At 63.8% G+C, this 20,047-nt stretch carries 15 protein-coding genes, 1 rRNA gene and 1 riboswitch (1 of these 17 only partly in view); of the genes, 8 read left to right on the top strand and 8 right to left on the bottom strand.

Annotated features, from left to right (window positions below; all coding sequences use genetic code 11):
* Positions 1–1,275, bottom strand: a 16S ribosomal RNA gene (locus MTR72_RS07500); it reaches 214 nt to the left of the window's first position.
* A gap of 1,101 nt (positions 1,276–2,376) precedes the next feature.
* On the opposite strand from MTR72_RS07500, the gene MTR72_RS07495 reads away from it, so the two are divergent.
* Positions 2,377–4,440, top strand: coding sequence for a M23 family metallopeptidase (locus MTR72_RS07495; protein ID WP_280968209.1), 2,064 nt, complete (start codon positions 2,377–2,379; stop codon positions 4,438–4,440).
* Positions 4,441–4,469: 29 nt separating this feature from the next.
* Here the strand turns inward: MTR72_RS07495 and MTR72_RS07490 are convergent, their stop codons facing one another.
* A complete protein-coding gene (locus MTR72_RS07490; protein ID WP_280968208.1) occupies positions 4,470–4,883 on the bottom strand; it encodes a hypothetical protein in 414 nt (137 codons plus the stop codon).
* 494 nt (positions 4,884–5,377) lie between these two features.
* On the opposite strand from MTR72_RS07490, the gene MTR72_RS07485 reads away from it, so the two are divergent.
* Together MTR72_RS07485 and MTR72_RS07480 are read left to right on the top strand one after the other, a co-directional pair.
* Positions 5,378–6,994, top strand: a complete 1,617-nt coding sequence (locus tag MTR72_RS07485) for an SMP-30/gluconolactonase/LRE family protein (protein ID WP_280968207.1) — start codon at positions 5,378–5,380, stop codon at positions 6,992–6,994.
* 92 nt (positions 6,995–7,086) lie between these two features.
* Positions 7,087–7,353, top strand: coding sequence for a hypothetical protein (locus MTR72_RS07480; protein WP_280968206.1), 267 nt, complete (start codon positions 7,087–7,089; stop codon positions 7,351–7,353).
* A gap of 81 nt (positions 7,354–7,434) precedes the next feature.
* Here the strand turns inward: MTR72_RS07480 and clpB are convergent, their stop codons facing one another.
* Positions 7,435–10,074: an ATP-dependent chaperone ClpB gene (gene clpB / locus MTR72_RS07475; RefSeq protein ID WP_280968205.1), complete on the bottom strand. Its 2,640-nt coding sequence runs from the start codon at positions 10,072–10,074 to the stop codon at positions 7,435–7,437.
* A gap of 241 nt (positions 10,075–10,315) precedes the next feature.
* On the opposite strand from clpB, the gene MTR72_RS07470 reads away from it, so the two are divergent.
* Positions 10,316–11,119 carry an MOSC domain-containing protein gene (locus MTR72_RS07470; RefSeq protein WP_280968204.1) on the top strand — a complete coding sequence of 268 codons (804 nt, stop codon included), beginning with the start codon at positions 10,316–10,318 and terminating at the stop codon, positions 11,117–11,119.
* A 113-nt stretch (positions 11,120–11,232) separates the two neighbouring features.
* Here the strand turns inward: MTR72_RS07470 and MTR72_RS07465 are convergent, their stop codons facing one another.
* A complete protein-coding gene (locus MTR72_RS07465; RefSeq protein WP_280968203.1) occupies positions 11,233–11,889 on the bottom strand; it encodes a TIGR02594 family protein in 657 nt (218 codons plus the stop codon).
* Positions 11,890–12,122: 233 nt separating this feature from the next.
* Between MTR72_RS07465 and MTR72_RS07460 the strand changes: the two genes are divergently transcribed.
* Positions 12,123–12,986, top strand: coding sequence for an alpha/beta fold hydrolase (locus MTR72_RS07460; RefSeq protein WP_341510265.1), 864 nt, complete (start codon positions 12,123–12,125; stop codon positions 12,984–12,986).
* A 203-nt stretch (positions 12,987–13,189) separates the two neighbouring features.
* On the opposite strand, the gene metW is transcribed toward MTR72_RS07460, so the two are convergent.
* Positions 13,190–13,852: a methionine biosynthesis protein MetW gene (gene metW, locus MTR72_RS07455; RefSeq protein ID WP_280968201.1), complete on the bottom strand. Its 663-nt coding sequence runs from the start codon at positions 13,850–13,852 to the stop codon at positions 13,190–13,192.
* A 2-nt stretch (positions 13,853–13,854) separates the two neighbouring features.
* The gene (gene metX / locus MTR72_RS07450; RefSeq protein ID WP_280968200.1) at positions 13,855–15,057 is read right to left on the bottom strand and encodes a homoserine O-acetyltransferase MetX; all 1,203 of its coding nucleotides are present in this window, start codon (positions 15,055–15,057) and stop codon (positions 13,855–13,857) included.
* Between the two features lie 95 nt (positions 15,058–15,152).
* Positions 15,153–15,232, bottom strand: a riboswitch (SAM riboswitch).
* Positions 15,233–15,424: 192 nt separating this feature from the next.
* Here metX and MTR72_RS07445 point away from each other — a divergent pair.
* Genes MTR72_RS07445 through MTR72_RS07435 form a run of 3 tightly spaced genes read left to right on the top strand, consistent with a single transcriptional unit; the run spans position 15,425 to position 18,336 of the window.
* Positions 15,425–16,273, top strand: coding sequence for a chorismate mutase (locus MTR72_RS07445; protein ID WP_280968199.1), 849 nt, complete (start codon positions 15,425–15,427; stop codon positions 16,271–16,273).
* 33 nt (positions 16,274–16,306) lie between these two features.
* On the top strand, positions 16,307–17,404 hold the full coding sequence (gene hisC / locus MTR72_RS07440; protein ID WP_280968198.1) for a histidinol-phosphate transaminase: 1,098 nt from the start codon (positions 16,307–16,309) through the stop codon (positions 17,402–17,404).
* Positions 17,401–18,336: a prephenate/arogenate dehydrogenase family protein gene (locus tag MTR72_RS07435; RefSeq protein ID WP_280968197.1), complete on the top strand. Its 936-nt coding sequence runs from the start codon at positions 17,401–17,403 to the stop codon at positions 18,334–18,336. Before hisC ends, MTR72_RS07435 begins: the two co-directional genes overlap by 4 nt.
* A gap of 74 nt (positions 18,337–18,410) precedes the next feature.
* Here MTR72_RS07435 and MTR72_RS07430 read toward each other — a convergent pair whose 3' ends face one another.
* Together MTR72_RS07430 and MTR72_RS07425 are read right to left on the bottom strand one after the other, a co-directional pair.
* Complete coding sequence (locus MTR72_RS07430) at positions 18,411–18,635, bottom strand: hypothetical protein (protein ID WP_280968196.1); 225 nt, start codon at positions 18,633–18,635, stop codon at positions 18,411–18,413.
* A 129-nt stretch (positions 18,636–18,764) separates the two neighbouring features.
* Positions 18,765–19,949: a DUF2125 domain-containing protein gene (locus tag MTR72_RS07425; protein WP_280968195.1), complete on the bottom strand. Its 1,185-nt coding sequence runs from the start codon at positions 19,947–19,949 to the stop codon at positions 18,765–18,767.
* Between the last annotated feature and the right edge of the window lie 98 nt (positions 19,950–20,047).

The following is a 20,047-nucleotide window of genomic DNA, read 5'->3' as shown; positions in this document are numbered from 1 at the left end:
ATGGGCTCGAGTTGCAGAGCCCAATCCGAACTGAGACGGCTTTTTGAGATTTGCCAGGACTTGCGTCTTCGCATCCCATTGTCACCGCCATTGTAGCACGTGTGTAGCCCAGCCCGTAAGGGCCATGAGGACTTGACGTCATCCCCACCTTCCTCGCGGCTTATCACCGGCAGTCTCCTTAGAGTGCTCAACTAAATGGTAGCAACTAAGGACGGGGGTTGCGCTCGTTGCGGGACTTAACCCAACATCTCACGACACGAGCTGACGACAGCCATGCAGCACCTGTGTTCCAGGCTCCGAAGAGAAGGTCACGTCTCTGCGACCGGTCCTGGACATGTCAAGGGCTGGTAAGGTTCTGCGCGTTGCGTCGAATTAAACCACATGCTCCACCGCTTGTGCGGGCCCCCGTCAATTCCTTTGAGTTTTAATCTTGCGACCGTACTCCCCAGGCGGAATGCTTAAAGCGTTAGCTGCGCCACTAGTGAGTAAACCCACTAACGGCTGGCATTCATCGTTTACGGCGTGGACTACCAGGGTATCTAATCCTGTTTGCTCCCCACGCTTTCGTGCCTCAGCGTCAGTACCGGGCCAGTGAGCCGCCTTCGCCACTGGTGTTCTTGCGAATATCTACGAATTTCACCTCTACACTCGCAGTTCCACTCACCTCTCCCGGACTCAAGATCTTCAGTATCAAAGGCAGTTCTGGAGTTGAGCTCCAGGATTTCACCCCTGACTTAAAAACCCGCCTACGCACCCTTTACGCCCAGTGATTCCGAGCAACGCTAGCCCCCTTCGTATTACCGCGGCTGCTGGCACGAAGTTAGCCGGGGCTTATTCTTGCGGTACCGTCATTATCTTCCCGCACAAAAGAGCTTTACAACCCTAGGGCCTTCATCACTCACGCGGCATGGCTGGATCAGGGTTGCCCCCATTGTCCAATATTCCCCACTGCTGCCTCCCGTAGGAGTTTGGGCCGTGTCTCAGTCCCAATGTGGCTGATCATCCTCTCAGACCAGCTACTGATCGTCGCCTTGGTGAGCCATTACCTCACCAACTAGCTAATCAGACGCGGGCCGATCTTTCGGCGATAAATCTTTCCCCGTAAGGGCTTATCCGGTATTAGCACAAGTTTCCCTGTGTTGTTCCGAACCAAAAGGTACGTTCCCACGCGTTACTCACCCGTCTGCCGCTGACGTATTGCTACGCCCGCTCGACTTGCATGTGTTAAGCCTGCCGCCAGCGTTCGCTCTGAGCCAGGATCAAACTCTCAAGTTGGACTTGAAACTTTGAACCGGCTGATCACAACGTTTGACGAGGTCCCACCATACTCGCGCAGCGATTCACATCGCTGGCGAACTGATCTCAATGAAGAGATCATGGTGTTACCTTTGAAACGTGTACCGCCGAAGTCTTTCGTCCGGTCTCGATCAGAAAAGCCGAAGCTTTTCAGAAGCGAGACCCGCAAGGACTCCGCCGTCCACGTTTCTCTTTCTTCATCTTCACTTGTCAAACAGCCCGGGACCGGAGAGGCCCCAACCTTCCTGGGAGGAAGGGTTCCGACACCCTTACCGACGATGAATGACTCCAACCGACTGGTGTCGATTGTTGTGTCACTCAACAAGGTGAGGAGCATCAGTGGCGCGTTCGCTCGCCTCGGTCAGTGACCCGGCGGCGCCGCGCTCAGTGGTTGGGGTTATAGTCCCCACCGATCGGGATTGTCAACGCCCATTGTCAACAAATCGTCGCACGGCAAAATCGATTGTGCGGTGCGGAAAAACGCCCGTGTTTTCCGGTGCTTAGGTGATAGGCCATGGGCGGCTCGGCAACGCGGGTGGTAAAAAATCTGAAAAAAAGTTTGGGGCCGGAGGGGTTCGGAAGGGGTCTCGGAGGGCTCCCGCGGAGGGTCCTGGGATCGCCGACCAGCGCGGCCCGCAACGTGGGTGGCAAAAAAATCGAAAAAAATTTTTGAGCGGGAGGGTCCTCGGAAGAAGTCCCCAATGGGCCCTGGCGCCCCTGGGGTGCCCCGTTGGCGGACGTTCAGGAAACTTTTTCCGGATTTGTGGCCGTACTAGAGCCACAATCCCGCGGCGTTCTGATAAGAGACAAGCTGAATCGTCGGGTGCCTGTGGGGGCTGCCGGGGATTTCTACTGGTCGGAGGAAGGCGATCTTACCATGAAGCAGCCTTCTTCGGACATTCGAGAGACATCGAGAGACCTCCGTCCGCGTTGCTGTTCGTAATTTCGGCCGGCCCCTTCGGGGCTTTCTGACTACGGACGCCTGTGCGGCCTGCTTTTATCCCGCGATCCCCCCTGAAGAGGGCGACCCGGGGAAGGTTCGGATCAGGGGGTTCTTGGGTCGTGATTGGGGGACGTGGGTTGAACCAAAGGACGTCACGCGGCGCGTACGGGCGTGAGACCGGGATTATCGATCTCGGCCACGAGCCGCCGCTTTCCGTCGATGGTTCCGAAGCCGCCGTCATCGATCGTCGTCGTGTCTCCGTACAATGGTTTAGCGGGACAATTCTGACCGGACTCTGCGGTGCGGCCCTGATCGGCGGCGCCGTTTTCGCATCGCTCGACGGCGAAATGACCTTTGCCAAGGTGCCGGAGCGGGTCGAAGGCGCGCTGCGTGGCGCGTTCGGCGCGGCTGATCGTGCCGCCACGCTGCACAAGAGCGACCGCCTGCCGCCGCCCAACGAATCCACGGCCTCGCGCAACATCGTGCGCGTCTCCACCGTCGCCCGCGTCGGCAATCGCGACGTGATGCGGGTGCGCCCCTTCGTCCGGATCGCCGGCAATCTGTCGATGACGACGAGCGATCTGTCGGCGAAGATCCCGCCGTTCAACGCCCAGCGCCTTCTCAGCGACGTCGGGTCCGATCCGAAGACGGCATCCGACGATCCCAACAATCCCGAAGCGGTCGAGCCCGACGCCGAAGTCTCCTTCGTCACCAAGGACTTGTCGCCGGTGCTGCCGAAGGCCAAGATTTCCGCGGTGGTGGCGCTCGACGACATCCTGATGCGCGTGCGCGACGCCGCCAACTGGCGCGGCAATGGCGGCGTGCGCTATGCGGCGCTCAGCAATGCCACCGCCGACGTTTCCGGTGCCGCCGGCCAGTCCGACATCAAGATGGCCTATGCAGCCGAGGCGCCCTCAGCGGACCCCTATGCCGGCTTCGAGACGCGCGTGGTGCCGGAGAACGTCACCCTGCTGCCGAAGACCAAGGAGCAGATCACCGGCGGCAATCCGAACGGTGAGCGCGTCCACATGGTCAAGAAGGGTGACAGCGTCGCCTCCGTGCTGCGCGACCTCGGTGCCACGCCGGAGGAGATCAGGGCGATCACGGCGACGCTGGGGCCCCGCGGCCGCGATGGCGGCCTGAAGGAAGGCGAAAAGCTCCGCATCCTGATGGCGCCGGCAACACCGGGCGCGCGGCTGCAGCCGTTCCGCGTCGTTGTCGCCAACGACACCACGGTCGAGGCCATCGCCGCGCTGTCGGATCTCGGCAAATACGTCGCGGTCGACGTCTCCAGCATGAACACCGTTGCCGATGCGACCGCGAACGCGAGCAGCGACGACGAGGATGACGACGACGGCTCCGGCGTGCGGCTCTACCAGAGCATCTACGAGACCGCGATGCGCAACAAAGTGCCGATGCCGGTCATCGACGACATGATCAAGATCTACTCCTACGACGTCGACTTCCAGCGCAAGGTGCAGCCTGGCGATTCCTTCGACGTGTTCTATGCCGGCGAAGACGAGGGCGTGACGGCGAGCGAAAAGAACGAGGTGTTGTTCGCCTCGCTGACGGTCGGCGGCGAAACCAAGAAATACTATCGCTACCAGAGCCCCGATGACGGCGTCGTCGATTACTATGACGAGACCGGCAAGAGCGCGAAGAAGTTCCTGGTCCGCAAGCCCGTCAACAACGCCATCATGCGCTCCGGCTTCGGCGGTCGCCGCCACCCGATCCTCGGCTATGTGAAGATGCACACCGGCGTCGACTGGGCCACCGCCTACGGCACGCCGATCTTCGCCTCCGGCAACGGCATAATCGAGAAGGCCGGCCCCGAAGGCGGCTACGGCAAGTACATCCGCATCAAGCATGCCAACGGCTACGAGACCGCCTACGGCCACATGTCGGCCTTCGCCAAGGGCATGGAGGTCGGCAAGAAGGTGCGGCAGGGCCAGGTGATCGGCTTCGTCGGCTCGAGCGGCCTGTCGACCGGCCCGCACGTCCACTACGAAATCCTGGTCAACGGCCGCTTCGTCGACCCGATGCGCGTCAAGCTGCCGCGCGGCCGCTCGCTGGAAGGCCCGATGCTCGCCGGCTTCGAGAAGGAACGCGACCGGCTCGATGCGATGATGAGCGGCCGCAACGGCGCCATCGCCCGGATGTCGGATGCGACCGGCGGACCGCTGCAGGTCACCAACCGGTAATCCGCGATCCCTCACCTAAGTTGAGCGGGCTAGGGCAAAACCTGCGCCCGCACGATCACGAAGACGATTCCGATCGCCGTCAGGCCGAACGAGACGGCCATCAGCGGCAACAGGACGTCGATCGCGGCATGCGAACCGTGCAGCTTTGCGTCCCAGACCTTGAATTCGCCGGCCTCCCAGTCGTGTAGTGACGTCGGCCCCAGGTGCGGCTCGTGCGGCATCCGATACCTCACCCAGAGTCGCGAAAGAATCCATGGCAGCAGAATCGCGACCGCAAACAGCAGCGTGACCAATCCGAGGGACAGGCCGATATCACTGCTGCGGTCAAACAGCACCCAGGCCATCAGCGCGAACCAGGCGACCAGACCGACGGCGGCCCCATAGATCTTGGGATGAAGCTCGTCGAAGACAGGATGATTGCGGGCGACAAGATCTTTTTTCATGGCGATATCCTGCGCTGGCTTTTACGAAGCAGGTTTGCCGACGACGATTTTGGAGTTGCTGACAGCGATCGATCAGGGCTCAAACTGGCCTCGGATCAGACGCCGTGCCAGACGGATCCCGAGGAATCGCTGCGCTCGGCGGCGAACCTGTGCTGGGGCAACCCCCAGCCCACCGCGCCAGTTTCATCAAATCGAAGGGTTCCGGTGGCCTCGTCGGGCTAGGACAATGGAACTGTTGGACGCTCAATCACGATTGGCGCGCGGCCATTCGCTGGAAGGCCCGATGCGCGCAAAACCTCGAAAAGCCGACTCGATGCGGCAATGAGCGGCCACAACGGCGGCATCGCCCCGGATGTCGAACGCGATCCGGATGCGATGCTGTGAAGCGACGTCGCTTCACTGCGTCACAACGTCAAGTTTCGTTTGCCAAAGCCGCATCGCGGGCGAATACTTTCCAAAAAGCGAATACTTTCCAAAAAATGGGAGGACGCGTCATGAAGATCAGGCTCGCCTGCGCAGCCGTCGTGGCTGCAATTGTCTCCACAAACGCTTCGGCCGAAACTTGGGAGGTTACCAGGCTCGTCCCAGGCTCGGCGTTCCACGGCGTGCACGGGCTCGGGATCGACAAGGCCGGCCATCTGTTTGCAGGCAGCGTCGCAGGCGCGGCTCTCTACGAGGTCGACGTCGCAGGCGGCACCGCCAAGGTTGCAATTCCCTCCCCCGTCGGGATGGCCGACGACATCGCGTTCGCGCCCGATGGCACTATGGGCTGGACCGGCTTCCTGACCGGCGATCTCTATTCCCGCAAGGGCGACGGTCCGATCAAGAAGCTTGCCTCCGGCCTCCCCGGCATCAACTCGCTCGCCTTCCGCAAGGACGGCAGGCTCTACGCGACGACCGTTTTCCTCGGCGACACGCTTTATGAGATCGACGTCGAGGGCGTCAAACCGCCCCGTCAGATCATGGAGAAGATGGGCGGCCTCAACGGTTTCGAGTTCGGTCCTGACGACAAGCTCTATGGTCCCCTCTGGTTCAAGGGACAGGTCGCCAGGGTCGACGTCGACAAAGCCGAGCTGACTGTCGTCGCCGACGGCTTCAAGGTCCCGGCCGCGGTGAACTTCGATTCCAAGGGCAATCTCTGGGTGGTCGACACCGCGCTCGGCCAACTCGTTCGGGTCGATCCCACGTCGGGCGCCAAGACGATGGTCGCGCAACTGAAGCCGTCACTGGACAACCTCGCGATCGACGACAAGGATCACATCTACGTCTCCAACATGGCCGATAACGGCATCCAGGAGGTCGATCCGGCGACCGGCCAGGCCAGGCAGATCATCATTGGCAAGCTCGCGCTGCCCGGCGGCATCGGCGTTACCTCGGACAATGGCAAGGACACGATCCACGTCGCCGACGTGTTCGCCTATCGCACGGTCGATGGCACGACCGGCGAGGTCGTCGAGAAGGCGCGCATGCACGCCGCCGGCGTCAGCCTCGAATATCCGATGAGTGCGACGGCGAAGGGCGCTGACGTGATCCTGTCGAGCTGGTTCACCGGCACGGTGCAGGTGATCGACAGCAAGACCGGCGCGACGCGCGAAATGCTGCACGGCTTCAAGGCACCGCATGACGCCATCCGACTCGAGGACGGCAGCATCCTGGTGGCCGAGCTCGGCACCAAGTCGCTGGTCCGCGCAAGCGGCGAGCACGGCAAGGATCGGAGCACGGTGATCGGCGACCTCGAAGGACCTGTGGGGCTTATCGGCGGATCGAGTGGCGAGGTCTACGTCACCGAAGCCTTTGCGGGCCTCGTCTCCAGGATCGACAAGAACGGCGAAAAGACTGTACTCGCCAAGGAGTTGAAAATGCCGGAAGGCATCGCACGAGCGAGCGACGGCAAGCTGATCGTGGCGGAAGTAGGTGCCAAGCGGCTGATCGAGATTGCACCAGAGAACGGCAAGGTGACCGAGATCGCGGCCAATCTTCCAATCGGCCTGATGGGCGCACCCGGCGGCCTGCCCACCCACATACCGACAGGCGTGGGTATCGGCGCCTCCGGCGTCATCTACTTCACCTCCGACATCGAGAACGCGATCTACAAGGTCGCAAAGAAATAGCGGTCCCCCGCGGGACTTGGCCGCGGTGGAACCGGTGCGCGGCTTCGCGGTTTTAGACGCTGACGGGAAGCCGACCAGCAGGAGGATCACCCATGACGCGCCTCTCACGCGACGATGTCATCAAGGCCGTGGATCGAGCCGACGACGTCACCATCGCCCAGATCATTGGAACCGGCGCGACTGTGGAAGAACTCGCCGAAGCCCAGGCTTGGCTCGCCAATGACGAGCCCATGATCAACGACCTGCGGCCGCTGGCGCATGGAAGAGTGCGCGAGCTCGTGGATATACTGTCGGAGCTCGAACAGGACCGCGACGACGACAACGCTGCCGATCCGAGCTCCACGTCCGCAGTCAGCTAGCAAGCCGCCCAATCCGCACATGCAATTCGCCCCGGAGAGGAAGACCTCTCCGGGGAGCTTGTCGTTCATGTAAATGCCAGATCAGTTCAGCTTGCGCTTCGGCACTGGCGTTTCGAACTGGGCGATCTCCGCGGTCTGCGGCGCCTTGCCGTTGAAGGTCAGCACGTTGCCTGCGGACGAGATCGCAACGGTATCTCCGTCCTTCACCTCGCCCGCCAGGATCATCTCCGCGAGCGGATCCTGGAGGTAGCGCTGAATCACGCGCTTGAGCGGCCTTGCGCCGTAAGCCGGATCCCAGCCCTTGGCAGCCAACCAGTCGCGTGCGGCAGCGTCGAGCGTCAGAACGATCTTGCGATCGGTCAGCAGCTTCTGCAGGCGCGCGAACTGGATTTCGACGATCCGGCCCATCTCGCTCTTCTGCAAGCGGTGGAACAGGATGATCTCGTCGACGCGGTTCAGGAATTCCGGCCTGAAATGCGCCCGCACCGTCGCCATCACCTGCTCGCGCACCGCAGAGGTGTCCTCGCCTTCCGGCTGGTTCACCAAGAATTCCGAACCGAGGTTCGAGGTCATGATGATCAGCGTGTTGCGGAAGTCGACCGTGCGGCCCTGGCCGTCGGTCAGCCGGCCATCGTCGAGCACCTGCAGCAGCACGTTGAAGACATCCGGATGCGCCTTCTCGATCTCGTCGAACAGCACCACCTGGTAGGGCCGGCGCCGCACCGCCTCGGTCAGCGCACCGCCCTCGTCATAGCCGACATAGCCCGGAGGCGCGCCGATCAGCCGCGAGACCGAGTGCTTCTCCATGTATTCGCTCATGTCGAGGCGGACCATCGCGGTCTCGTCGTTGAAGAGGTATTCGGCGAGCGCCTTGGTCAACTCGGTCTTACCGACGCCGGTAGGGCCCAAGAACATGAACGAACCGGTCGGCCGGTTCGGGTCCTGCAGGCCTGCACGCGAGCGGCGCACAGCGGTTGCGACCGCGCGCACGGCCTCGCTCTGGCCGATCACGCGCCGGCCGAGCTGCTCCTCCATCTTCAGCAGCTTTTCCTTCTCGCCTTCCAGCATCTTGTCGACGGGCACGCCGGTCCAGCGCGAGACCACCTGCGCGATGTGGTTGGCGGTGACCGCCTCCTCCATCATCTCGCCGGAGCCTTCACGCGCCTCGATCTCCGCGAGCTTCTTCTCGAGCTCAGGAATCCGGCCATAGGCCAGCTCGCCGGCGCGCTGGAATTCGCCGCGCCGCTGCGCATTGGCAAGCTCGACGCGCAAGCCGTCGAGCTCCGCCTTCAGCTTCTGGGCGTTGGAGAGCTTGTTCTTCTCCGCGCTCCAGCGCGACGTCAGCGCCGCCGACTTCTCCTCGAGCTCGACGAGCTCCTTCTCCAGCACCTCCAGACGCGCCTTGGAGCCAAGATCGCTCTCCTTTTTCAGGGCCTCCTGCTCGATCTTGAGCCGGATGATCTCGCGATCGAGCGAATCCAGCTCTTCCGGCTTGGAATCGACCTGCATCTTCAGCCGCGCGGCGGCTTCGTCCATGAGGTCGATCGCCTTGTCGGGCAGGAAGCGGTCGGTGATGTAGCGATTGGACAGCGTCGCGGACGCCACCAGCGCGGAATCGGCGATCCGCACGCCGTGGTGCTGTTCATACTTGTCCTTGAGCCCGCGCAGGATCGAGATGGTGTCCTCGACCGAGGGCTCGCTGACGAAGATCGGCTGGAAGCGCCGCGCCAGTGCAGCATCCTTCTCGACATGCTTCTGGTACTCGTCGAGCGTGGTCGCGCCGATGCAGTGCAGCTCGCCGCGGGCCAGCGCCGGCTTGAGCAGGTTGGACGCATCCATCGCGCCGTCGCCCTTGCCGGCGCCGATCAGCGTGTGCATCTCGTCGATGAACAGGATGAAGGCGCCTTCGGTCGCGGTCACTTCCTGGAGCACGGCTTTCAGCCGCTCCTCGAACTCGCCGCGGTACTTTGCACCGGCGATCAGCGCGCCGAGGTCGAGCGAGAGCAGCTTCTTGTCCTTGAGACTTTCGGGCACATCGCCGTTGACGATGCGCAGCGCCAGGCCCTCGACGATGGCGGTCTTGCCGACGCCGGGCTCGCCGATCAGCACGGGATTGTTCTTGGTCCGGCGCGACAGCACCTGGATGGTACGGCGGATCTCCTCGTCGCGGCCGATGACCGGGTCGAGCTTGCCGTCGCGCGCAGCCTGGGTCAGGTCGCGGGCATATTTCTTCAACGCGTCGTAGGCGTTCTCGGCGGTCGCGCTGTCGGCGGTGCGGCCCTTGCGCAGCGCTTCGATCGCCGCATTGAGACTTTGCGGGGTGACGCCGCCCTTGGCCAGGATCGAGCCCGCCTCGCTGGTCTTCTCCAGCGCGAGCCCGAGCAAAAGGCGCTCGACGGTTACAAAGCTGTCGCCGGCCTTCTCACCGGCCTTTTCGGCGGCGTCGAAGGTGCGGGCGAGCTCGGGCGCCAGATAGATCTGCCCGGCGCCGCCGCCGCTGACCTTCGGCACCTTGTTCAGGGCGTCCTCGGTCGCCTTCAAAATTGCACGGGAATTGCCGCCGGCACGGTCGATCAGACCGGCAGCGAGCCCCTCATTGTCGTCCAGCAGGACTTTCAGGAGATGCAGGGTCGAAAACTGCTGGTGCCCCTCGCGCATCGCGAGCGACTGCGCGGATTGGATGAAGCCCCTGGAGCGCTCGGTATACTTCTCGATGTTCATATCTTTTCTTTCCCTCGGCCTGCCCCTGGAGCCCTCTAAGGCACCCCAAACGGCATCTTCATTGGGTTTCCGCTGGCCGCATTGACGTTCCTCAACCGGCAGCGGTCGTTATCAGCCGGCGCTGGCGCCGGCCTGATCCAGATGTGGGAAGGGTGCCCTCGGATCGGAAGAGGCCAGTTCACAAATTCGTGCGCGAAAGCGCCGACTTGGCGCGATCCGGCCGAATCCCTTAAGTAGCACCATGACATCCAGCGCAACGACATCCAGCCCGGCCGCCCAGATCACCGGCCTCTACCGCTACCCGGTCAAAGGCCTGACGCCGGAGCCCCTGCCCCGCGCCGCCTTGCGGGTCGGCCAGACCCTTCCCGCCGATCGCCGCTACGCCATCGAGAACGGCCCGAGCGGCTTCGATCCCGCGGCACCGCAATGGATGCCCAAGACCCAATTCCTGATGCTGATGCGCAACGAGCGGTTGGCCGCGCTGGACACCCGTTTCGAGGACGCGACCAATCTCCTGACCATCCGCAAGGACGGCAAGGTCGTCGCCAGCGGCGATCTCGAGACCGCGGCCGGGCGCTCCGCCATCGAGGGCTACTTCACCGAAAACTTCCCGAGCGAGCTGCGCGGACCGCCAAAAGTGCTGTCCGGACGGGACCACAGCTTTTCCGATGTCGCCCGCAAGGTCGTGTCGATCATCAATCTCGGCAGCGTCCGCGCGATCGAGGCCATACTCGGCGGCACCGCCGTCAATCCCTTGCGCTTCCGCGCCAATCTCTACGTCCAGGGCTGGCCGGCCTGGTCCGAGCTCGACCTCGTCGGCCAGACGCTCGCCATCGGCGCGGCCCGGCTGAAGGTGGTCAAGCGCATCGTCCGCTGTGCGGCCGTGAACGTCGATCCGAAGACCGCCGTGCGCGACCTCGAAATCCCGCCCACGCTCTCGCGCAGCCTCGGCCACATGGACTGCGGCATCTATGCCGAGGTGATCGCCGACGGCGAAATCGGCGTCGGCGACAGAATAGCGGTGGAAGAGCCGAAGCTGGTGTGACAGGTCGCTGGTTCAACGACCCCCGTCATTGCGAGGGGCGAAGCGACGAAGCAATCCGGACTATCTCCGCGGAAGGATTCTGGATTGCTTCGCTTCGCTCGCAATGACGAACGTTAGTTCGGCATCACATACGCATAGATCCGGCCGCGCGAGACCGGTGCCTCGCGGACGCGGTTGCCGTTGTTGCCCGAGATCATGATCGGATTGCCCTTCGCGTCGATGCCGGTGATGATGCCGACATGGCCGCCGCGGCCGCCACGTGACATCACCGCAATCGCGCCGACCTGCGGACCGGAAACACGCGTTCCATAATGCGCGAACGAGCTCGCCATGTCGGAGCCGGTGCCCTTATGGCCGGTGTGCTCCAGCACCATGTTCATGAAGCGCGCGCACCACAGGCTGCCGCGGCTGGTCGGATTGCCGCCGAGATAGCGGCGCGCCTCGGAGACGAGACCCGATCCACCACTGAGGCTGCCGCTCACAGCCATGCCGCCACTGTTGGCGTTCGGATTATAGCTGGCTTGGGTGTCACTGAGGCCGCGCGCCTGCAATTGCGCCGCGCCGCGCTCGAAGCGCGAGCCGCGCGCAAGGTGCCGATAGCGGTGATGTCTGGTGGCGTAATGTGCGCTGTGATGCACGTAGTCGTGCCGGCTTACGTGATGACGATGAGACCGTGCTGACGCCGGAGAAATGAACACGGCCGCAGCCGCGAAGAGGAGAGCCAGCGCGACGACGAGACGCGACAGGCGGTACGCAAACAACTCAAGCATTCTTCATCCTACGTTGACACCCCCAATTCCCATCGGCCCATGCAGTGGCCGACATCCGTCGGGCCGTAAAAACGTTAGATGTGGCAAGAACAAGACATCGCACCGCGCTGCAAAACGCCACTTCCGGAATTGTTGCGATGATTTTGTGTCGCTGCTGGTCTGAGGCTGCCGTATTGCTGCCGACAGCATTAACTGCGATCCTGTTCGCACGGCTTTATGAGAGGGAAAGGTTAATGCCCCACGCCACGACCAGGGACGACGTCCGCATCTATTTCGAGGAAGCGGGCCAGGGATCGCCCATCATTTTTCTGCACGAGTTCGCGGCCGACTACACCAATTGGGAGCCGCAGATGCGCTACTTTTCGCGCGGCCACCGCTGCATCATCTATTCCGCGCGCGGCTATACGCCGTCGGACGTACCGACGGGCGATGTCTACACCTACAAGCACTTCTACACCGATGCGTTGGCCGTGCTCGATCATCTCAAGATCGATCGCGCACATCTCGTCGGTCTGTCGATGGGGGCGTATTCGTCATTGCAGATCGGCCTCAACGCGCCAGAGCGCGCATTGTCGATGACGCTCGCCGGCGTCGGCTCCGGCTCGGAGCTCGAGAACCTTGAGGCATGGCGGAAGCAGTGCCGCGACAACGCCGAACAGTTCGAGACGCTCGGCTCCATTGAGGTCGCCAAGGTCACGCGCGAGGCGCCGAGCCGGATTCCCTTCCTGGTGAAGGACCCGCGCGGCCATGCCGATTTCTACGCGGCGCTGGCACGGCATGACGCCAAGGGATCGGCCAACACGATGCGCGGATTCCAGGGCGGCCGTCCCTCGATCTACACGATGACGGATGCGATCAAGGCTGTGGCGACGCCCACGCTGATCATCTGTGGCGATGAGGACGATCCGTGTGTCGGGCCGAGCCTGTTCCTGAAGCAGCATTTGCCGGCGGCCGGGCTCGCGATGTTTCCGAAGTCGGGCCACGTGCTCAATCTGGAGGAGCCCGCGCTGTTCAACGCGACGGTGGAGCGGTTCGTCACGCTGGTGGAAGCCGGGCGATGGCCGGTGCGCGATCCGAGGTCGATGCCGGCGAATTAGTCCGACCGCATCACCAGGCACTCCGTCATTGCGAGCGCAGCGAAGCAATGACGAAGTGTAGCATCAGCTCCTCATCCTGAGGAGCGGAACGCGCGTCTCGAAGGATGGAAGGCCCGGCTGGTAGCCTCGCCCTTCGAGACGCCGCTACGCGGCTCCTCAGGGTGAGGGTCTACCAGATAGCTTCGCTCGCGCGGACGAAGATACTATTTCCTCCCGCCGCGGCTCAGCAGGAACACGCCCTGCTCGCCGAACAGATTCCACACCCACCAGGGCAGCCGCACCCGCAAGGGATGGCCATAGAGGTCGAGCGCCTCGGCGCGCTCCATCTTGACGTGGATCTCGTCGCAGAGCTGGACGAAATCCTTGATGGTGCAGAAGTGGATGTTGGCGGTGTCATACCAGGTCGCCGGGAGGTTCTCCGTGCGCGGCATGTGGCCGCCGATCAGGAGCTGCAAGCGCATCTTCCAGTAACCGAAGTTCGGGAACGACACGATCGCGCGGTGGCCAATGCGCAGCAGATTCTCCAGCACCACCCGCGGCTGCCGCGTCGCCTGCAGCGTCTGCGACAGGATCACGTAGTCGAAGGCGTCGTCGGGATAGTTGACGAGATCGGCGTCGGCGTCGCCCTGCACCACCGCAAGCCCCTTGGCGACGCAGCGGTTGACGCCCTCGCGCGACAGCTCGATGCCGCGCCCGTCGATGCCGCGGGTCTCCAGAAGCTGAAGCAGGTCGCCGTCGCCGCAGCCGACATCGAGCACCTTCGAGCCCGGCTTGACCATCTCGGCGACCAAGAGATGGTCGGCGCGGTAATGGCCGGGGTACTCGGCGGCAAGGCCGTTGAGCGGCAGTAGTTCCTGTACAGACATCGCTAGCTGCCCTTGCTGGTGAGTCCGCGCGCCTTGCCTGCCGATTGCAGGAAGGCGCGAGAGATATCGAAGAATTCGGGGACGTCGAGCAGGAAGGCGTCATGGCCGCGATCGGTCTCGATCTCGGCGAACGATACCCGCGCGCTCGACGCGTTCAGCGCATGCACCAGCGCGCGCGATTCCGAGGTCGGGAACAGCCAGTCCGAGGTGAATGACACCACGCAGAACCGTGTCTTGATGCCGGTGAACGCTTTCGCCAGCACGCCGTCGTGGTCGGCGGCGATGTCGAAATAATCCATCGCACGCGTCAAGTAGAGATAGCTGTTGGCGTCGAAGCGCTCGACGAAGGAGGAGCCCTGATAACGCAGGTAACTCTCGACCTGGAAGTCGGCATCGAACGAGAAGGTCGGCAGTTCGCGATCCTGCATGCGCCGGCCGAACTTGCGGTGCAGCGCGGCGTCCGAGAGATAGGTGATATGGGCTGCCATCCGCGCCACCGCGAGACCGCGGTGCGGATGGAGGCCGCGATCGGTGTAGCGGCCATTGTGCCAGTCGGGATCGGCCATCACGGCCTGCCGGCCGAGTTCGTGGAAGGCGATGTTCTGCGCCGAATGCCGTGTCGAGCAGGCAATCGCGAGCGCCGAGAACACGCGGCCCGGATAGGCCGCGGTCCATTGCAGCACCTGCATGCCGCCCATCGAGCCACCAACCACCGCAAACAGCGTGGCGATGCCGAGCCGGTCGATCAGCATGGCCTGTGCGCGCACCATGTCGGGGATGGTGATGACCGGGAAATCCAGCCCCCACACCTTGCCGGTCGCGGGATTGATTGAGGCAGGCCCGGTCGAGCCCATGCAGCCGCCAATCACATTGGAGCAGATGATGAAATATCGGCTCGGATCAAGCGGGCGGCCGGGGCCTACCAAGGTGTCCCACCAGCCCGGCTTGCCGGTGACCGGATGCACGTTGGCGACATGCTGGTCGCCGGTCAGCGCATGGCAGATCAGAACGGCATTGGTGCGTTCGGCGTTGAGCTCGCCATAGGTCTGGTAGGCGATCTGGAACGGCGAGAGATCGATGCCGCAATCGAGCGGCAGCGGCTGATCCGCGCCAAAATGCGCGACCTCCGAGCTCGGATGATCCACCTCATGCGACCGGTCGTCGGCACTGATCGCCGGACTGGGAATCGACTTGACGCCAACCATCTCTGACCATCGACCTCGTTTGCGATCAGCCCTCGCGAGCCGCCGCTGAAATCAGGCCATGAAAAACCCGGCCTGAACGATAGGTTCGGCCGGGATCGGATGCGTCCCCGGCCTGTTTAGCGAGTTTTTTAACGTGGCTGCAAGCCGGCCGGCTCAAATGACCACGGAACAGGCAAAAACTACTGGCTTGGGCGGTTTTCGTCAAGCCGCGGTCCGGATTAACCAAATTCGTCCCCGTTACGTCTGCCAAAAAGGCCGTCATTTCTCTTTGCTTTCGCCGCCCATCCTGCCTAATCAGGACCTTGACCCGCAGCGGATCCGGCCTGCCGATCCGCCTTGGACCGCCTCTCAACAGCACCTGACAGATATGTCCCAACGTCCGCCCGCGCCACCATCGTTGCAGGAATTGCGCAAGGAGATCGATGCGATCGACGAGGGCATGCATCGCCTCCTGATGCAGCGTGGCGACATCATCGACCGCCTGATCCAGGTGAAGCAGACCCAGGAGGTGGGCTCCGCCTTCCGGCCCGCACGCGAGGCCGACATGATGCGCCACCTCGTCCAGCGCCATCGCGGCATCCTGCCGCTCGACACGGTCGAGAGCATCTGGCGCGTCATCATCTCGACGTTCACCTACGTCCAGGCGCCGTTCGCGGTGCATGCCGACGTGTCGGTGAGCGAGCCCGCGATGCGCGATTCCGCGCGATTTCACTTCGGCTTTACTGTTCCTTACGTCGCGCATTTCAGCGCGCAGGCGGCGGTCGAGGCCGTGGCGAAATCCAAGGGCGATCTGGCGCTGGTCTCGGCGACCTCCAGCCGCACGCCTTGGTGGCTCTCGCTGGAGGAAGTTGGCGCGCCAAAAATCATCGCGCGGCTGCCCTTCGTCGAGCGCGCTGACCATCCGGCGGCGCTGCCGGTGTTCGTGGTCTCGCGCGTCGCCGACAGCGCCATGGTGACGGAGGTCGAGACGTTCAGCGTGCGCGTGTCCGGGTGGAATGCCGAGATCGCACGCGCCCTGTCGCCGCTCGCCGAGATCGTGGCGGTGCCCGATACCGCGTTCGACGGCGCGGCGCTCCTGATCTCGATCACTGCGGCGACGAGCCTCGACAGGATCAAGGCAGCCCTGATCGACGCGGGGGCCTCGGTCCGCTCCACGGCCCTCGTCGGCAGCCACGCAACGCGCTATACGGTGGCCCCGACCGGGACGAAATCGTAAATCGCGAGCCGCCCCGCCAATCCGGAGTCCAAGATGTCCCGCCCCGTGCCGAATCCCGGCATTCTCGATATTGCGCCCTACACGCCCGGCAAGAGCCCGGTGCCGGAGCCGGGCCGCAAGGTGTTCAAGCTGTCGGCCAACGAGACGCCGTTCGGGCCCTCGCCCAAGGCGATCGAGGCCTTCACGCACGTGGCGACGCATCTCGAGGACTATCCGGAAGGCACCTCGCGCGTGCTGCGCGAGGCGATCGGCCGTTCCTTCGGTCTCGACCCAAACCGCATCATCTGCGGGGCCGGCTCGGACGAGATCCTCAATCTGCTCGCCCACACCTATCTGAGCCATGGCGATGAAGCGATCTCGACAACCCATGGCTTCCTTGTCTACCCGATCGCGACCATGGCGAACGGGGCCAGGAACATCGTGGCGCCCGAGAAGAACCTCACTGCCGACGTCGACGCCATCCTCAACGCGGTGACGCCGCGCACCAAGCTGGTCTGGCTCGCCAATCCCAACAACCCCACCGGCACCTATCTGCCGTTCGACGAGGTCAAGCGCCTGCGCGCCGGCCTGCCCTCGCACATCCTGCTGGTGCTCGACGCCGCCTATTGCGACTACGTTTCTCGTAACGATTACGAAATGGGCATCGAGCTCGTCGCCACGACCGAGAACACCGTGGTGACGCACACCTTCTCCAAGATCCACGGCCTCGCGGCGCTGCGCATCGGCTGGATGTTCGGGCCCGAGCACATCATCGACGCGGTCAACCGCATCCGCGGCCCCTTCAACGTGTCGACGCCGGCGATGTACGCCGCGGTCGCCGCGATCGAGGACACCGCGCATCAGGCGATGTCGAAGCAGTTCACCGAGACCTGGCGCAACTGGCTGACCGAGGAGATCGGCAAGCTCGGGCTCAAGGTGACGCCGAGCGTTGCCAATTTCGTGCTGATCCACTTCCCGACCGACAAGGGCAGGACCTCGGATGACGCCGACGTCTTCCTGACCAAGCGGGGCCTGGTGCTGCGGGCGCTGAAGAACTACGGCCTGCCGCATGCGCTGCGCATGACCATCGGCACCGAGGAGGCCAACCGCCTCGTGGTCGAAGCCTTGCGCGAGTTCATGGCCGGCAAATGAGCGCGCTTCCGCACTTCCAGCGCGTCGCGCTGATCGGCTTCGGGCTGATCGGCGGCTCGATCGCGCGCGCTGCGAAGCTTCAAGGGCTTGCGGGCGAGATCGTCACCACCGCACGCTCGGAGAAGACGCGTGCACGGGTCGTCGAGCTCGGCATCGTCGACCAGGTCGTGGCGACCAACGCGGAAGCGGTGAAGGACGCCGATCTCGTCATCCTCTGCATCCCCGTCGGTGCCTGCGGGCCGGTGGCGCAGGAGATCGCTGCGCATCTGAAGCCCGGCGCGATCATCTCCGATGTCGGCTCGGTCAAGGGCGCCATCGTAAAGGACATGGCGCCGCATCTGCCACAAGGCATTCATTTCGTCCCGGCGCACCCGGTGGCGGGCACCGAGCATTCGGGGCCGGACTCCGGCTTCGCCGAGCTCTTCACCAACCGCTGGTGCATCCTCACCCCGCCCGAAGGGACCGACACCGCCGCCGTCGAACGGCTGCGCGGCTTCTGGACCGCGCTCGGTGCCAAGGTCGAGGTGATGACGCCGGATCACCATGACCTCGTGCTCGCCATCACCAGCCATCTGCCGCATCTGATCGCCTACACCATCGTCGGCACTGCCGACGAGCTGGCGCAGGTAACGGAATCCGAGGTGATCAAGTTTTCGGCCGGCGGCTTTCGCGATTTCACCCGCATCGCGGCGTCCGATCCGACGATGTGGCGCGACGTCTTCCTCGCCAACAAGGAAGCCGTGCTGGAGATGCTCGGCACCTTCAACGAGGATCTCGCAAAGCTCACCCGCGCGATCCGGCGCGGTGACGGCGAAGCCCTGTTCGACCATTTCACCCGCACCCGCGCCATCCGCCGCGGCATCGTCGAGATCGGCCAGGATTCGGCCGCGCCCGATTTCGGCCGGCCGCACGCTGCGCTCGACAAGAAATGACGAGCATGGGCCCAGCCGATCGGATCCGGCCGGGCCCACCTCAGAACGCGCAGCGCTCACGGACGGAAGCAATCCTATTTGGCCTTGGCTGGGTGCGGCATCAGGTGCCGCGGCGACTTCGCCATCGGCGGCACGAACGCCATCACATCCCGCGCGCCGCTGAGTGCGGCGGCACGATCGCCATTGGGGTACTGGGCCGCGAAAGCGGCCGGCTCCTGCGATTGCCACTGCGCGAGCGCGGGCGTCGCAAATGCGGTCGTGACGGCAATGGCGGCAATGAACAGCTTGGACTTCGTCATGGTGGTCTCTCCTGAACCGGCCGCTAAATTGCGCGGCCGACATGGAGAGAGACCGGACGTCGCAGCCTCGCATTCCCGGTGCGGGGCCGCTTCGCCATCACGATGGCGCGAAGGTGCCGTGACGGCCCGTCAATAGAGCGGCGGGATCTGTCCGACCTTGATCGGGCCGAGCAGCACCGCGCCGTCGACGAAGCGCAACGGGAAGCTGCGGGCCTTCTTGCCCTCCAGCGTGCTCTCGGTGCCGAGCGAATTGATGCCGGCGGCAACCCCGACATTGGCGTTCTGCTTGACGACCTTGCCGAGGCCGGGAATGGCGCGATCGAGCGCGCCGAACAGATTGTTGAGGTCCTGCGTCTTCACGCCAGGCGCAACACGATCGAGCGTCGATTGCGGCACGCCCTCCTCCAGCATCTTCTCGATGCCCAGCGCCGGGATAACCCGCTCGAGGCCGGCCACCGTCATCTGCAATTCGCCGTCGAGACGGCCATTGGCGGAGAGGCCGAGCGTGCCGGCCGCGACCGCGATCATCTCGCCCTGCTGGATCCGCGACTGCACGATTTCGACATGGCCGCCGGCGGCCTGGAGCTCGCGGAAGCGCTGCGGCCAGGGCTTCGGCGTGAGGTCGGAGAGCCCCGTGATCTTCGCCCGCACGTCGGCCTCGAACGGCTCCGAGAGCAGCGGGTGCAGGCCCTGGATGCTGCCCTGGGCGATCTGCAGCACGGTCTCGATGACCGGATGCTCGCGCGACGATCCGTCGGCGAGACGCCCATGCAGCTCGACCTGTTTTGCGCGCGCCATCGGCACCTGGACCGTACCGTCGAGGCGGTTGATGGTGGGATCGTCGAATACGATGGAGGCACGCTCCGGCACGGCCGGCAGGCCGAACACGCTGCTGCGGCCCTTGCTCCAGTTCACCACGAACGAGGTCTGCGTGACGCCGTCAGTCAGCGTCGCGGGCGCCTTGAATTCGGCGATGACGAGCTTGGGATCGTAGACCTGGGCTACGACCAGGATATTGTCGAGCTTCGCCGTGAACGGCGTGTTGCTTGCGCTCTGCGACACCAGGGCGACGCTGGCGCCATTGCACTGGACCTCGAAGCGGAACGGGAAGCCCGCGATCGAGCGCTTAGCGCAATCATAGATGCGGCCGGACTTGGCCTCCTGCGCGCGCCAGGCGTCGGCCGCCACCTCGGCCTGCGAGGCGGCATAGAACCAGAACCCGCTCCAGGCGGCGGCGAGGATCAGGAGGAGGACGGGCGCGATGAAAAGGCCCCAACGGGAGCGCCGGCCTGCGGCAACGGTCATATCGGACATGCGGCGACCCTTTGACCACAGATTTTGGCAAATGTAAGCGAGGTTCGACTGCGACGAAAGACGGAGAATTCGCTTCGCTTGGGGGCGCGGTTCTGCTA

The sequence above is a fragment of the Bradyrhizobium sp. ISRA442 genome, from assembly GCF_038085055.1.
In the GTDB taxonomy this organism is placed as follows: Bacteria; Pseudomonadota; Alphaproteobacteria; order Rhizobiales; family Xanthobacteraceae; genus Bradyrhizobium.
Note: the sequence above shows the minus strand (reverse complement) of the source record. Positions and strands in the feature narration are given on the sequence as shown.

Coding starts and splice junctions, on each gene's coding strand:
- MTR72_RS07425 (WP_280968195.1), bottom strand. CDS start 19,949: ATGTCCGATATGACCGTTGCCGCAGGCCGGCGCTCCCGTTGGGGCCTT.
- MTR72_RS07445 (WP_280968199.1), top strand. CDS start 15,425: ATGTCCCAACGTCCGCCCGCGCCACCATCGTTGCAGGAATTGCGCAAG.
- metW (WP_280968201.1), bottom strand. CDS start 13,852: ATGTCTGTACAGGAACTACTGCCGCTCAACGGCCTTGCCGCCGAGTAC.
- MTR72_RS07470 (WP_280968204.1), top strand. CDS start 10,316: ATGACATCCAGCGCAACGACATCCAGCCCGGCCGCCCAGATCACCGGC.
- MTR72_RS07430 (WP_280968196.1), bottom strand. CDS start 18,635: ATGACGAAGTCCAAGCTGTTCATTGCCGCCATTGCCGTCACGACCGCA.
- MTR72_RS07435 (WP_280968197.1), top strand. CDS start 17,401: ATGAGCGCGCTTCCGCACTTCCAGCGCGTCGCGCTGATCGGCTTCGGG.
- MTR72_RS07480 (WP_280968206.1), top strand. CDS start 7,087: ATGACGCGCCTCTCACGCGACGATGTCATCAAGGCCGTGGATCGAGCC.
- MTR72_RS07490 (WP_280968208.1), bottom strand. CDS start 4,883: ATGAAAAAAGATCTTGTCGCCCGCAATCATCCTGTCTTCGACGAGCTT.
- clpB (WP_280968205.1), bottom strand. CDS start 10,074: ATGAACATCGAGAAGTATACCGAGCGCTCCAGGGGCTTCATCCAATCC.
- hisC (WP_280968198.1), top strand. CDS start 16,307: ATGTCCCGCCCCGTGCCGAATCCCGGCATTCTCGATATTGCGCCCTAC.
- MTR72_RS07460 (WP_341510265.1), top strand. CDS start 12,123: ATGCCCCACGCCACGACCAGGGACGACGTCCGCATCTATTTCGAGGAA.
- MTR72_RS07465 (WP_280968203.1), bottom strand. CDS start 11,889: ATGCTTGAGTTGTTTGCGTACCGCCTGTCGCGTCTCGTCGTCGCGCTG.
- metX (WP_280968200.1), bottom strand. CDS start 15,057: ATGGTTGGCGTCAAGTCGATTCCCAGTCCGGCGATCAGTGCCGACGAC.
- MTR72_RS07485 (WP_280968207.1), top strand. CDS start 5,378: ATGAAGATCAGGCTCGCCTGCGCAGCCGTCGTGGCTGCAATTGTCTCC.